11 protein-coding genes and 3 pseudogenes are annotated in these 13,767 nt (G+C 35.6%); 6 read left to right on the forward strand and 8 right to left on the reverse strand.

Annotated elements, in window-relative coordinates:
- Window positions 1-294 precede the first annotated feature (294 nt).
- The 5 genes from dinB to ELD05_RS11980 all read left to right on the forward strand — a co-directional run bounded on the left by dinB (window position 295) and on the right by ELD05_RS11980 (window position 3,483).
- Window positions 295-1,530 carry a DNA polymerase IV gene (dinB, locus tag ELD05_RS11955; protein ID WP_127352603.1) on the forward strand — a complete coding sequence of 412 codons (1,236 nt, stop codon included), beginning with the start codon at window positions 295-297 and terminating at the stop codon, window positions 1,528-1,530.
- A 45-nt stretch (window positions 1,531-1,575) separates the two neighbouring features.
- On the forward strand, window positions 1,576-1,809 hold the full coding sequence (locus ELD05_RS11960) for a hypothetical protein (protein ID WP_045175810.1): 234 nt from the start codon (window positions 1,576-1,578) through the stop codon (window positions 1,807-1,809).
- Window positions 1,810-2,283: 474 nt separating this feature from the next.
- A complete protein-coding gene (locus ELD05_RS11970) occupies window positions 2,284-2,724 on the forward strand; it encodes a hypothetical protein (protein WP_127352604.1) in 441 nt (146 codons plus the stop codon).
- Window positions 2,705-3,022, forward strand: coding sequence for a hypothetical protein (locus ELD05_RS11975; RefSeq protein ID WP_127352605.1), 318 nt, complete (start codon window positions 2,705-2,707; stop codon window positions 3,020-3,022). The genes ELD05_RS11970 and ELD05_RS11975 overlap by 20 nt, the downstream gene beginning before the upstream one ends.
- Window positions 3,023-3,024: 2 nt before the next feature.
- Window positions 3,025-3,483: a protein-export chaperone SecB gene (locus tag ELD05_RS11980; RefSeq protein WP_127352606.1), complete on the forward strand. Its 459-nt coding sequence runs from the start codon at window positions 3,025-3,027 to the stop codon at window positions 3,481-3,483.
- Between the two features lie 108 nt (window positions 3,484-3,591).
- Here the strand turns inward: ELD05_RS11980 and ELD05_RS11985 are convergent.
- The 4 genes and pseudogenes from ELD05_RS11985 to ELD05_RS12000 all read right to left on the reverse strand — a co-directional run bounded on the left by ELD05_RS11985 (window position 3,592) and on the right by ELD05_RS12000 (window position 6,693).
- A pseudogene (locus tag ELD05_RS11985) lies at window positions 3,592-4,235 on the reverse strand (LysE family transporter).
- Between the two features lie 146 nt (window positions 4,236-4,381).
- Window positions 4,382-5,543, reverse strand: a pseudogene (locus ELD05_RS11990) (IS256 family transposase).
- Window positions 5,544-5,604: 61 nt separating this feature from the next.
- Window positions 5,605-5,889 (reverse strand): annotated as a pseudogene (locus tag ELD05_RS11995) (UPF0236 family transposase-like protein); the annotation flags it as partial.
- A gap of 249 nt (window positions 5,890-6,138) precedes the next feature.
- A complete protein-coding gene (locus tag ELD05_RS12000; protein ID WP_127352607.1) occupies window positions 6,139-6,693 on the reverse strand; it encodes a flavodoxin family protein in 555 nt (184 codons plus the stop codon).
- 130 nt (window positions 6,694-6,823) lie between these two features.
- Here ELD05_RS12000 and ELD05_RS12005 point away from each other — a divergent pair, with 130 nt between their 5' ends.
- The gene (locus tag ELD05_RS12005; protein WP_127352608.1) at window positions 6,824-7,153 is read left to right on the forward strand and encodes a winged helix-turn-helix transcriptional regulator; all 330 of its coding nucleotides are present in this window, start codon (window positions 6,824-6,826) and stop codon (window positions 7,151-7,153) included.
- A gap of 73 nt (window positions 7,154-7,226) precedes the next feature.
- On the opposite strand, the gene ELD05_RS12010 is transcribed toward ELD05_RS12005, so the two are convergent.
- The 4 genes from ELD05_RS12010 to ELD05_RS12025 all read right to left on the reverse strand — a co-directional run bounded on the left by ELD05_RS12010 (window position 7,227) and on the right by ELD05_RS12025 (window position 13,550).
- On the reverse strand, window positions 7,227-8,798 hold the full coding sequence (locus ELD05_RS12010) for a ClC family H(+)/Cl(-) exchange transporter (protein WP_127352609.1): 1,572 nt from the start codon (window positions 8,796-8,798) through the stop codon (window positions 7,227-7,229).
- A 93-nt stretch (window positions 8,799-8,891) separates the two neighbouring features.
- Window positions 8,892-10,727, reverse strand: a complete 1,836-nt coding sequence (gene glmS, locus ELD05_RS12015) for a glutamine--fructose-6-phosphate transaminase (isomerizing) (protein ID WP_127352610.1) — start codon at window positions 10,725-10,727, stop codon at window positions 8,892-8,894.
- Between the two features lie 311 nt (window positions 10,728-11,038).
- On the reverse strand, window positions 11,039-12,388 hold the full coding sequence (glmM, locus tag ELD05_RS12020) for a phosphoglucosamine mutase (RefSeq protein WP_127352611.1): 1,350 nt from the start codon (window positions 12,386-12,388) through the stop codon (window positions 11,039-11,041).
- Window positions 12,389-12,527: 139 nt separating this feature from the next.
- Complete coding sequence (locus ELD05_RS12025; protein WP_127352612.1) at window positions 12,528-13,550, reverse strand: rhamnogalacturonan acetylesterase; 1,023 nt, start codon at window positions 13,548-13,550, stop codon at window positions 12,528-12,530.
- Window positions 13,551-13,767 lie beyond the last annotated feature (217 nt).

A 13,767-nucleotide genomic window follows, 5' to 3' on the forward strand; every position in this document is an offset into this window, starting at 1 on the left:
CTGTATCTAAAAAATCAAAAGCATGAGAAGTCTTTCATAGTTAGTCATCAATTTATTATAAATCATTTTTTCACATTGCACAATGTTTAGCGGTAACAAAACAGTTCCTTGCCGTCATTCCTTTATTAAACCTTTTTCTCCTTGCAAATCTTATTTCAGTATCAAATGGCTATATATTTCGAGTATGGAACAAACCTGAATAGCTTTTTTGAAATTGCCTAATATTTCTATTTATCAAACATATTTTCGGTGTTATAATGTATATACAAACTTATGTTCTATAGGTGAGAAAAAGTGGGCAGGGTGATTTTGCACTGTGATCTTAACAATTTCTATGCGTCTGTTGAATGTCTTTATCATCCTGAGCTGAAAAACAAACCTGTTGCTGTTTGTGGTGAAAGTGAGCTTCGACATGGAATAGTTCTTGCAAAAAACCAGATTGCAAAATCATATGGTATTCAAACAGGTGATGTTATATGGCAGGCACTTAAAAAATGTCCAAACCTTGTAATTTTAAAGCCTAATTTTCCTCTTTATATCCGATTTTCAAAGCTTGTGCAACAAATTTACTCTGAGTATACAGATTTGATAGAGCCTTTTGGAATTGACGAGTGCTGGCTTGATGTGACAGAGTCTACAAAAATTTTAGGAAGTGGCAGAAAGATTGCTTATGAAATCAAAGAAAGAATAAAAACTGAGCTTGGGCTGACGGTATCTGTTGGAGTATCATTTAACAAAGTATTTGCAAAGCTTGGAAGCGACTATAAAAAGCCCGATGCTGTAACAGTTATCACAAAAGAAAATTTCAAACAAATTGTCTGGCCGCTGCCTGCAAAAGATCTTTTGTATGTCGGTAGCGCAACAGAAAAGAAGCTCAGTTCAAGGGCAATTTACACAATAGGTGATATAGCCAAAAGCTCACCTGAATATCTTAAAAGAATCCTTGGCAAATGGGGTGAGGTACTCTGGATATTTGCAAACGGGCTTGACACAACACCTGTTACTCCCCCACTTTTTGAAGACAACATCAAAGGAATTGGCAATAGCATAACACTGCCAAGAGATTTGACTTGCTATGAAGATGCAGAATATGTTATTAGAATGCTTTCTGAATCTGTTGCGCAAAGGCTTCGTCAACAGTATTTAAAATGTTATACAGTCCAAGTTTGGATAAGAGATAGCTTCCTTTTTTCAATAACAAGGCAAGAAAAACTCCAAACACCCACTTTTCTGGCAAGAGAAATCTCTCAAAAAGCTTTTGAAATATTCAAAAAACACTGGAACTTTAAAAATAGCATAAGGTCGCTTGGCGTAAGAGCTTTAGATCTTGTCTGTGCAAACTCATTTTATCAGCTTGAGTTTGACAGTTTGAAAAAGTTCAAATTAGAACAGCTTGAAAAAGCTATTGACCAAATTCGAAGAAGGTTTGGGCAGAGCGCAGTTTTGCCAGCTATACTTTTGACTAAATCTGACTTGCCTTGCGAGATTCCTCTGCACAACAAAATCCATCCTGTTGCATTCTTCAAATAAAATTTTGTTTTTCAAAACAAACATGAGAGGGTGAGGGTTTTTAAAATGAGAAAAATATTTGTAGAAGTTTATGCTCATTTTTCAAAGGAAGGAGAAATAACTCCAATTTCGTTTGTCTGGCTTGATGGGAAAACATATGAGATTGACAAAATCATAGAAAAAAGAAATGCTGCCTCTTTAAAAGCAGGCGGACAAGGCATAAGATATAAAATCCTTGTCCGCTCAAAAGTCCTGTATCTTTTTTGTGATGAGAATAGGTGGTTTGTGGAATTTACATAGTTTTATGTTTCATCTCTCTAAGCTTATGTACATTTATCAACGGTAGTCTCAGAGGCGGGTTAAACCCTGCTAAAGCTGTGCATGAGATAACATTTTTTATTCAACAATTCCAGAACATCTTGATCCTGTGTAGGAGATATCAGACAACAAACCTAAGAATGTTATTAGCAGACAGTGGCTATAAACTTGATTGAAACTATCTTTATCTATAAAGATGTGGCATCAATAACTTTATTTAATAACATATTTGACTTAGAACTGACAAGGAAAATTTCCAAATTTTATACTTCACTTTTTTTCTTCAAGTGTTATAATGTCGTTAGAATGTTAATTGTGAAATTTTAAAATAAGCTAACAAAGGGAGATACATATCATTGATATGGAAAAACTTAAATTAATAAGACCTTATTCCTGTACAGGCTATCATGGAACAACTCGTGAAAGTGCTATAAAAATATTAGCAAGCAAAAAATTTTGATATCGAGGGGCAAAAAGCAGTGGTTAGGTGAAGGTGTTTATTTTTTTGAAAATGATTTAAAGCAGGCTTATAATTGGTGTACCAAGGCAAGAAAATATCGCGACTGGGTAATAATAAAAAGTCGAATAGAAGCTGATACTCTGTTGGATTTGTGTGATTTGGAAACATTTGAATTGTTTGAAGCACTTGTTTATAAAATTAAGAATAGAATTGATAATAAGGGGAATAATAAATTTAGGTGGAGAGAGTTGCATGTAATAGATTTAATGTATAGACTTTGTCCTTTTGATGTTGTCAGAGCTGCATATATAGTTCCCAGCAGCAAACCAATATCAGGCACTAACATATATCCTATACAGGTTCAAGTATGTGTGAAAAATATTGAATGCATAAAAAGCATTGAGGAGGTATATATCAATGAGATCTATTACTGTTAAGGAATATTTTGATTATATCAATAAACAGATAGATAACATGACCGATGAAGAATTATTACGGTTATTAGAAGAAATTGAGAATAGCAAAGAAGATTCTATAGAAGAACTTTACTATGATTTCGAAATAGCTTATCCAGTAGGGGTTAATACAAGTAAGATTGAAAATAACGATTACATTGATAATTTGAGCTTAAAGGGAGATATGTGGTACTCCACTTATCCATATTATGTTTTTGAGAATAATGAAGAAATTAATATAAATATAGAGGATTTAAATATAGGGCAAAAGGTGGCTTAGTGATGAAAGAAGTTAGTGCTCCGTATTTCAGATTTGAAAATTATGTGGTTGATTATATTCATTATAATTATAATCATCAAGCAAAATTAGAAAACAAGCCAATAGAAGTAAGATTTTCTTTAGCTGTCAACATAAATGTAAGAGAAGAAGAAAAAAAATCGACCGTTACATTAAAGTGTAACATATTTGGAAACGCAGAAGAGAATAATTTTCCTTTTAGTTTAGAAATTTCATTAACAGGTTATTTTAGAGGAAGTGAGAACATAGAACGAGAAAAATTTATTGAATTAACTAAATATAACGGTACAGCAATTTTATTTCCTTATTTACGTTCAACTGTTTCAGATATAACAAAAGCAGCTAATATTAATCCTCTTATTTTGCCCGTGATAAATGTGATTAATTTTATCAAAGAACAAGAAAAAAAAGACAAAGAAAATTCAGGTTTCCAAGGAGAATGAGTGGTATATATTAATTGATTTCATAGAGCTTGCCCTCCAGTTTAAATTTTAAATCTATTACGAGGTAATAGCACCTTTTTTCATCAGAACTCTCTTGAAATTATATCATCAGGTTTGAAGCATTTTCCAACCACTGCCTATAAAATAGATTGAAAATGCTAAAATAAATATGCCTAACAACAAAATAATCCAGCGATATACAACATCACTTATCAGTTTTTTCCTCTGGAAAGTGCCAGGGAAATTGCTGAATACCATACAAAGTCCGATAAAATATGTCCTATAAAAAAGAACAAAACACCAATTAACCCCAAAGTATAAGACTGGCGTATTAATTCCATCCCCGTAGACGCCCACCAGAGAATGAAGTAAGGATTAGTAGCGCTTACAAGTGCTCCTGCCAATACAAGATTTCTCATGCCTGCACTATTTCCCGTTATTTGATTTTCCAGAGAAACTGACTTGTTTATGCCGGACTTTATCATTCCATACCCCATCCATGCAAGGAAAGCACCGCCAAATAGTCCAACAAATCCTGCAACTGTCGGATTAGTAAAAAAATCTTTAAGCCCGAATGTCATGATGACAATTAATATAAGTTCCAGCATTCCGTGTCCTAATACTGTCAAAGGTCCTGCTGTCCACCCTTTTTTTAGACTGCCGTCAATCGTGACCCCTAACATTGGCCCTGGCATCATTGCTCCTGAAAAGCCTATTAAAAACGCACTGATAAAAATTCCCCATAAAGCCATATTAATTAACCTCTCTTATTATAAAAGTCGACTTCAATATAATAACAGCAAATTTTGATATTAATTAATTTTATTTTAATAAAATCTTACCGTTTATGAAAGTACTAACAACACAATTTTCTTTAATTAACTAACTTCGAGACTTGTCAAGAATTTTGTGTTTCCAATTTATAACGTAAGTTGTAAAGTTGGGTTATGTTATTGATGTATTTTCTAATACTGAAAAGCTCTATTTTTCCATTTTGTACGGCGTAAGGTTTCTTGCTGTAAGTAAATATTAATTTCTAAGACTTTGGCAGTCTTGATATATCCACCTGAATTTACTTCTTTACTTTTCAATCATGCTATTTACACTTTCAACGGCGCTTGTGGTATAAATATGCTTTCTTAATTCTTCAGGGTATTTCATATGGGCAAGATAAAACTCTGCTTTTTCTGATATTGTTTTAACAAATCGAGGATATTTTGAAAGGTATCCATCGCAAAGTTCTTTAAATTTTGCTGCAGCTTTGTCAAAATCGGAGGAAGAAATTCTAAATCTTTCTAAACTCTTGTTAAAAGCTGAAAGCTCTATAATTTTGTCATATATTTTTTCAGCTATTTTGCTCAAGGTGGACAAAAGCAAGCTCAAGCTCAGCAAGAGGGTAAGCAAGTTTGACAGCATCTATAATACCAGGAAAATCATCGCTTATAACAATTAAAACTTCTTTAAAACCTCTTGTAATTAAGTCTTTAAATACTTTCATCCAATCAGCCTTATTTTCTTTTCCGAAGAAAGAGCAGAATACCGAAAATGTCTTTTTTACCTTTTTTGAGTCGATACCAAAGCTGGCATTGCAAGTAGCAAGTTTTATCTTAGAATTATCCTTAACTTCACTTCTGAATAACCATCGATGAAAAGAAGCAAAAGCACTTGTGGGCAATTCTTTTTGTTTGAATAATTGAAGTTCATTTTTTGAGGTCTTCTTTGATTTTTAGGATTTTGTTTTCGGAATAAGGGAGATTTAAGTTTTTCAAAGTCTGGACAAGGGAACGCTAAAGAATAACCATTGACATACTTGCGATATAAGAAGATCGGTGTACGAACTATCAACTCTTTTGTAGCGAAAAAGAAGAGGATAGAAGGTCGGAAATTCTACGGGCGTGTTCGAGGGACAGAGATTTCAAGACACAAGGCAGGTGTTGCAAGTTTTACTTGTAGTTGCTTTAGAGCTGGGCAATTAGGATCATCACAGGAAGCAATACATATTTAATACTTGCTTCTTGGGCCATGTTTTTAGTAGTTTCGAAAATTTCGTTTTTATTCATTTTAAGTAGTCCCCCTTTGATGATTATTTCAATACTAAATTATACAGTGGACACAATTTTATTTTAACTCCCTCCTCTCATATTCAATATCCCCAAATATTGTCCTTAAACTTCTCTTATCTTTCCTTACAACCTTATACCTCTTCTTCCTTTCTTTGTTTTCTTTTACTGATTCATCTATAAATTTACATGCCTCCTCTATTATCCCCTTACCTATCTGGTCCAATTGCTTCTTAAGCTCAATTGAATATTCTGTTAAATCCTTCTCCCTTCGCACTATCTTCTCTAATCCGTCCTCAAAAGTCTTTAAAAGTTCTTTTATTTTTGATACAATATCTTTAGTCATTTTGCTCCTTCCTTTGGTTTGCTTTTCCTTTTCTCTTTAGTTTTTTCAACCTTATATTCTACATCATTTTTTCTCTTCTACCAAGAGGAGGGAGCTTTTTTCCATTCAATATCCTATAAATATTTTACACTAAGAATCTATGGAAAAGTGGAAATTTGAACACTTTATTTTCAACAATTGCACTTATCCCTACTGTAATTATTTACTGTAATTATTAACTTCTATCTTCAATTTTTAAATTTTATTATATTACCCTTTCACAATCTCTTTTCCCACCTCAAAAGCTCTTTCAAGTAATTCTTTTCTATTTGTCACTTCGCCTGCAGGATTTAGGTTATTACTACCTATTATAGCTTTTATCTCCATATTAAATGCCCATTTAAAAAATCCAGCTATGTCGTTCATTATCTTCTCTCCATCTGTGCCAGCACCTTGAGTATATACAAGAACACACTTTTTACCAGCAGGTATTCTTGAACCTTCTCCAATCTTTAAAAGAGCATACAGTCTGTCTAAAAAAAGCTTGGTCTGGGCTGTAACATAGCTCATGTAAATTGGAGAGCCAACAACCAATGCATTGGCAGAATACAGCGCCTCATATATTTTTTGCATGTCGTCCTGCTGCCTACACCTGCCATGTTCTTGACAAAAATTACATCCCTGACAAGGATGAATATTCAGCTCGTTTAACTTAAACACTTCCACCTCAGCACCTGCCTCTTTTGCACCGCTGAGAACCTTTTCAACCAAAATTTCTGTATTGCCACCTCTGCGTGGACTGCCAACAACACCTACTACCTTCATCTTATAAATCCCCCTTTCCAGTGATTACAAATAATATATTATCTACTGTTAGTATATAATTGCAAGTAGGTACTTTTTTGTGATATACTATACTTTAGGTAACCTTAAAGTAAAAAAGGAGTTATGAACTTTGAAAAACTCAAATGATAATATGCCACTCTGCCCTGTGGAAATTACGCTAGCTTTGATAGGCAGTAAATGGAAAATCCTTATTTTGAGAGAGCTCATGCACGGTACAAAAAGGTTTAACCAGCTTTTAAAATCTATAAATGGCATTAGCCAGAAAGTTCTCACACAGCAGCTGCGTTCAATGGAAAAGGATGGCCTTGTTATTAGAAAGGTTTACCCAGAGGTTCCACCAAGGGTTGAGTACACGCTTACAGAGCTTGGGCTTAGTCTAAAACCTATTCTTGATGCGATGTATGAGTGGGGAGAAAGATATAAAAAAATTAAGGGATAAAACATTACGCTATTACATTTAAAAGCAAAATTCATAAATAGACCTCTCATTGTCCATTGTTAAAAGAGCCTCTTCACATTTTACATCCCTCTATCATATTCTCTAACCATTTCTTTACTTCTGCTACTTTGTTTTCATTTACAAGCAAAACTAAGCAGTCACCAGCCCAAATTTCTGTGTTTCCACGGGGAATTATTTCTCTCCCTCCTCGTCTTATAGCTACCACCAGGGTATTTTCTGTCCATTTTATTTCTTTTATTTTTTTGTTTTCAATTTGAGATCCTACACATACAAAAGATTCTAAAACAATTTTGGAATCTTGTTGCTTTTTGTAAACACCCACATTTCTACTCAGGATTCTTTCTAATAGCTGTTCATAAATCGGCCGTGAATTAAGAATGTCTGAAATAATATATGCTACCAGACATACTATACTCACTGACAAAAGATGAGAAAATGAACCTGTCATCTCTACTATCAATATGATACCAGTCACTGGTGCTTTTACTATTGCCGAAAAATAACCTGCCATTGCAAATATAATCAAATTGGTAATGTATTGTTTATCTATTATAGATAAAATGGTCAAACTTTTTCCATAAATTGCTCCTGTTAAAGCTCCAATAGAAAGTAACGGTAAGAAAATACCACCCGGAGTTGATGACCCATAACTTATCATTGTAAATAGAAACTTTACCATCAGCAGTATTATCAGCATTCTAATACTGTAATTTCTGGTAACCACTTTGCTAATTAAATCATGTCCCCCTCCTAAAACATCAGGCAAAGAATAACCAACCAAACCTGCAATCAAAAAAGCAATTATTGGTCGCAAATTAGCTGGAATAAAAATTAACTTTTGATAAGCTTTTTGGGTTGCTAACAAGACTTTATTAAATAACACACCAAAAATTCCAGTTATTATTCCCAAAATTATAAGAACAAAGTATTTGTCCAGTGGCAATGAAATTAAATCCTTGAATCGAAAGACAGGTCTTAATCCAAAAAAATTTGCAGATACAAAGTCAGCCACGATAGAAGCAACTAAGGCATATACCATAATTAATGGAGAAAAATTCTTGTGAATCTCCTCGAGTGCAAACATCAAACCAGCAAATGGCGCATTAAATGCTGCAGCCAATCCGGCACTGGCACCACATGTAATAAAGAGTCGTTCATCAAGTTTGGATCTTTTCATCAACTTTCCAAAACCCTGTCCAACTGCAGCACCAATTTGAACTGAAGGTCCTTCTCTTCCTAAGGATAACCCCCCTAAAATTCCCACAACAGCACCAAAAAACTTTCCAATTATAACTTTCCACCAACTCATTTCTAATCTTCTTATCAGAATGCCTTTTACTTGAGGAATACCACTGCCAGCTATCATAGGCTCTTTTTGAACCATAAAACCTATGATTAATCCAAATAATATCAGAAAAACGCTCCATATGGGAATCAACCAAGGATGTATGTGCAGGAAAGAATATAAACAAAGTGAAAATTGCAACACTTTTTCAATTGCAAGTCTAAACAAAACAATTAAAATGCCTGTCACAAATCCAATAACAGTACTTTCCACTATAATTTTAAAATGAGATAACGACCAGTAATTATGTAGAATACTTTTGGCATCATTATTTGACAACTGTAATCACCATCCTTTTAATTTTAAAAGAAGGGTAATATAAAAGAGGCTGAACCTATAAGTTTTTAGGAACAGCCTCTTTTAACTTTCAAATCACTCCACAGTCACACTCTTTGCTAAATTCCTTGGCTTGTCAACATCGCAGCCTCTCTGGACTGCTGTGTAGTATGCAAAAAGCTGCAGTGGCACAACTGTCAAAACTGGTGCTAAAATGTCAAGTGTCCTTGGAATATACAAAACATGGTCTGATACATTTTCTATGTCGGTATTTCCCTCCTGCGCAACAGAAAGTACAACAGCACCACGTGATTTTACCTCTTTTATATTGCTTACCATCTTCTCAAAAAGCTTCTCTTGCGTTGCCAGCGCAATTACAAATGTTCCGTCTTCAATCAGTGCAATGGTCCCATGTTTTAGCTCACCTGCTGCATATGCTTCTGAGTGAATGTACGAAATCTCTTTGAGTTTTAAAGACCCTTCCATTGCAACTGCAAAGTCCAAGCCTCTTCCCAAATAAAAGATGTCCTTTGCATTGAAATGCTCAGACGCATACTTTTGTATATTTTCCCTGTGTGTCAGAACATACTCAACCTTTTCAGGAAGCCTCTTTATTTCATCTCTGATTTTTGCAAACTCTTCATAGGAAATTGTTCCAAGCTTTGTCGCAAAGTCAAGTGCAATAAGATAGAGGCATATTAGCTGTGTTGTGTAAGCTTTTGTTGATGCAACCGCAATCTCTGGTCCTGCCCATGTATAAAGACAGTCATCTACCTCTCTTGCAATTGATGACCCAACAACATTTACAATCCCAAGCGTTCTTGAATCTTTTGCCTTTGCTTCTCTCATTGCAACAAGTGTGTCTATTGTCTCACCAGACTGGGAAATCACAATTGTTAATGTATTCTCATCTACTATTGGGTCTCTGTATCTGAACTCACTTGCTATGTCAACCTCAACAGGAATTCTTGTGAGCTTTTCAATGACATGTTTTCCAACAATCCCCGCATGGTATGCTGTACCACATGCAACGATAAATATCTTGTTGAGTTTTTGTAAATCCTCTTTGGTAATCTTAATTCCATCAAGGTTCACTTCAAAACCACTGTCTGGGAGCCTTCCTGTCAAGGTATCTTTGATAGCCTTGGGCTGCTCCATTATCTCTTTTATCATGAAATGTTCATAGCCGCCCTTTTCTGCGCTTGATACATCCCATGTAACATGAAATACCTCTTTTTTAACTGGCTCTTTTTCAGTGTTTACAATCTCTACCTTATCTTTTGTCACAATGGCAATCTCATTTTCTTCAAGAATATAGGTATCTCTTGTGTACTCCAGTATAGCTGGGATATCTGATGCTATGAAGTTTTCACCCTGGCCAAGTCCCACAATTAATGGACTGTCTTTTCTTGCTGCAAGTATCATATCCGGTCTGTCAAGACAAAGAACGCCAAGCGCATATGATCCCTGAATCTTTTCAAGGGTCTTTATAAATGCATCTAAAATGTCACCGTCATAGTAATACTCTATAAGATGAGCAACAACCTCAGTGTCTGTATCTGATGCAAAAGTGTAACCTTTCTTTATGAGAAATTCCTTCAGCTTCAAATAGTTCTCAATGATTCCGTTGTGAACAATTGCAATCTTGCCGCTTTGACTCACATGGGGGTGCGAATTTTCATAAGACGGCTCACCGTGTGTTGCCCATCTTGTATGACCAATCCCAACAAAACCTTCAATGGGATTCTGATTTAGCTTCTCTTCCAAAACAGTAAGTCTTCCTTTTGTCTTTACTATGTCAATCTTTGATTTATCTATATCGATAACTGCCACACCGGCAGAGTCGTATCCTCTGTACTCAAGTCTTTTAAGTCCAGAGAGCAAAATAGGGACACAGTTTTTTGTGCCAACATAGCCAACAATTCCGCACATTGTTTTTGTCCTCCTCTTGAGCTTTATATTTAATTTCCAAGCTGCTATTTTCTCATAGCAAATACAAGGATGTAAGCCTTTTTTCTTCCTGCCTTTGTCCCAGAAGTTGCCTTCCGGGGTTTGTAGCAGAAAGTTACGAGGGAAAAAGGCAAAACCCCGCTGGGGCACCCGCCGAAAACCTCGATTCTCCCCAGTCCTCGTCAACCTCTGGAAAAATGCGCAAAGGCAATAGCGCTATAATTTCCAGAGGTCCTGGCGCTTTGAAAAAGCCTTTTGTTAAAAAAGGCCTCTTTAACTTGGCTTAGAAAGTTTTATGAAATCCTTGACTCAATCAAGCTTGCAAGAGCCTCCGCATCTTTTTTAATCTCTTCATAATCCTCGCCTTCAATCATTACCCTGATTAAAGGCTCTGTGCCAGAGGGTCTTATCAAGACTCTTCCTTTACCGTTTAACTTTTCTTCAACCTTTTTGATTGCCTCTAAAATTACAGGGTCTTTTGAATAAAGGTCTTTCTTGCCATTTTCAACCTTAGCGTTTACAAGCACTTGAGGATATACCCTCATGATCTTTGCAAGGTCAGAAAGCTTCTTACCACTTTCTCTAATAAGCTTTGTTAGTTGAAGGCTGGTTAAAATTCCATCGCCTGTTGTTGCAAAGTCCAAAAGTATTATGTGGCCTGACTGCTCGCCGCCAATACTATAGCCGCCCTCAAGCATCTTTTCAAGAACATACCTGTCTCCAACTTTTGTAACTTCGAGGTTGATGCCAAGTTCTTTTGCTGCAACAAAAAGTCCCATGTTGCTCATAACTGTCACAACCAAGGTGTTGCGACTTAGTCTTCCCTGCTGTTTTAAATTTTGTGCCAAAAGAAGCATTATTTTGTCGCCATCAACAATATTGCCCTCTTCATCAACAAAAAGCGTCCTGTCTGCATCACCATCATATGCAATGCCAAAGTCAGCTTTGTTTTTAACAACTTCTTGCTGTAGCATTTTAAGATGTGTAGAGCCACACTCTTTGTTGATGTTTGTACCATCTGGCTGGTTGTTTATTGCCACGACCTCTGCTCCAAGCTCTTCAAAAACCTCTGGAGCAATTTTATATGCTGCACCATTTGCACAGTCAATGATAATTTTAAGCCCTTTGAAGTTTGCACCATTTAACGTTGACTTTAAGTAATCTTGATAGTCTTTTTTAAGGTCAACCCTATTTACTCTTCCTATCGCATCAAATTGAGCGTGTGGAACCTCATCCCATTTTTTGTTTAAAATAATGTCCTCAATTTTTTCTTCAATCTGGTCAGAAAGCTTGAAGCCCTGAGAATTAAAAAACTTAATACCGTTGAATTCATAAGGATTGTGTGATGCGGAGATCATAATCCCTGCATCAAACCCGTGGGATTTTACCAAGTGAGCTATTGCAGGTGTTGTAACAACTCCTGCCAAGTATACATCTGCTCCGACAGATGTAAGTCCGGCACAAAGGGCAGCTTCCAGCATATCACATGAGATTCTTGTGTCCTTGCCGATTAAAATTTTGGGCTTTTGCTTGGTTTCAGTGAGCACATACGCTCCAGCTCTTCCTAAGTCAAACGCAAGTTCGCATGTAAGTTCTTTATTTGCAACGCCTCTCACACCATCTGTCCCAAAAAGTTTTCCCATTCTCGTCCCCCTTTCATATGAAAGTGATTTATTACTTTATCTATTATATACCTATGTTCGAAAAATAACAATGTGAACATTTATTTTAAAGACAAAAAAGCTGCCGTAGAAAACTTTCCAGGCATTAAGAATAAACTTCTTATCTCAAGTACTCTTTGAGTTTCAAATTTACTTTCCTTATCCCCTCAACCACAAGCTTTGCAATCTCATATGCCCCATACATATTAAAGTGCGTATTGTCTTCTACACCCTCAGGAAACTGGGGATACTCTCCCGGCTTTGCATGGACAAAGAGCTTTTTTGACTCTTCAACCCCAAGTTTTTCAAAAAGCTGGGAACTCATTTGAAGCAAATCAATCAGAAAAACATTTTCTTCCTCTGCCAACTCCCTCATAGCCTTGGGATAATCAAAATGAAGTCCGCTACCAACAATTTTCCCATTTTCATCAAAATGTCTTCGTGCAACAGGTGTCACTAAAACCGGCACAGCTCCTCTTTTTCGTGCCTCATCTATATAAACCTTTAGCATTATTTTAAATGTAGTATTTGCCTCAGTATGTCTTTTATCATCCTTCTGGTCGTTGTGACCAAACTGGATGAAAAGATAATCACCCTCTTTTATATTCTCAAGTATTTTTGTCAGCCTTCCTTCTTCGATGAAGCTTTTAGAGGATCTTCCAGAGTAGGCATGATTGGAAATTGAAACTCCTTTTTTAAAAAAGCAGCCAAGCGCCTGACCCCAGCCAGCATAAGGCAAATTTTCCTGGTCGCACACAGTAGAGTCTCCCGCAAGATAAATAACAATCGGATTTTGGGCTTCTTTAACTTCTATACTACAAACCTCAGCCCCATCAGTTTCAATTTCAAAAATTATTTTTTCATTCTTCACATTCACTGTAAACTCCTCTTCATATATATCTCCCCTTTTAATTTGTGCGTCCTTTATCATAAGTCTTCTTGGAAAAACCATTACGGTCGCACTTGTAACATCTTTTTTGAAATTTCTGAGCGCAAGCTTAATATCATAGTTGCCGTTTGGAACATCCACTCTAAACTTAAACGTTTCAAAACCATAGCCCTGTTCTCTATTGTAGAGCGTGCTACCACTGACATTTATAAAATCATTTTTTACAATGGGCTCAAAATTGAATTTCAATATCATAAGAAACACTCTCCCACTTTTTAAAATTTCATATATCTATTTTATCCTCAATATCAAAACTATTCAACACAATAACACAATATTTCTCTACATATTGCTATTGAATTCCTCTTGACTTCTTACCCAAAAACCTGTCTTTGTGCATAATACCCAATTAAATTTGTGCATATTAACCATTTTTAAAAAGCCAATTTGATTGTGATTAGTTCAGATGTTA

The sequence above is a fragment of the Caldicellulosiruptor changbaiensis genome, assembly GCF_003999255.1.
GTDB classification, from domain to species: Bacteria; Bacillota; Thermoanaerobacteria; order Caldicellulosiruptorales; family Caldicellulosiruptoraceae; genus Caldicellulosiruptor; species Caldicellulosiruptor changbaiensis.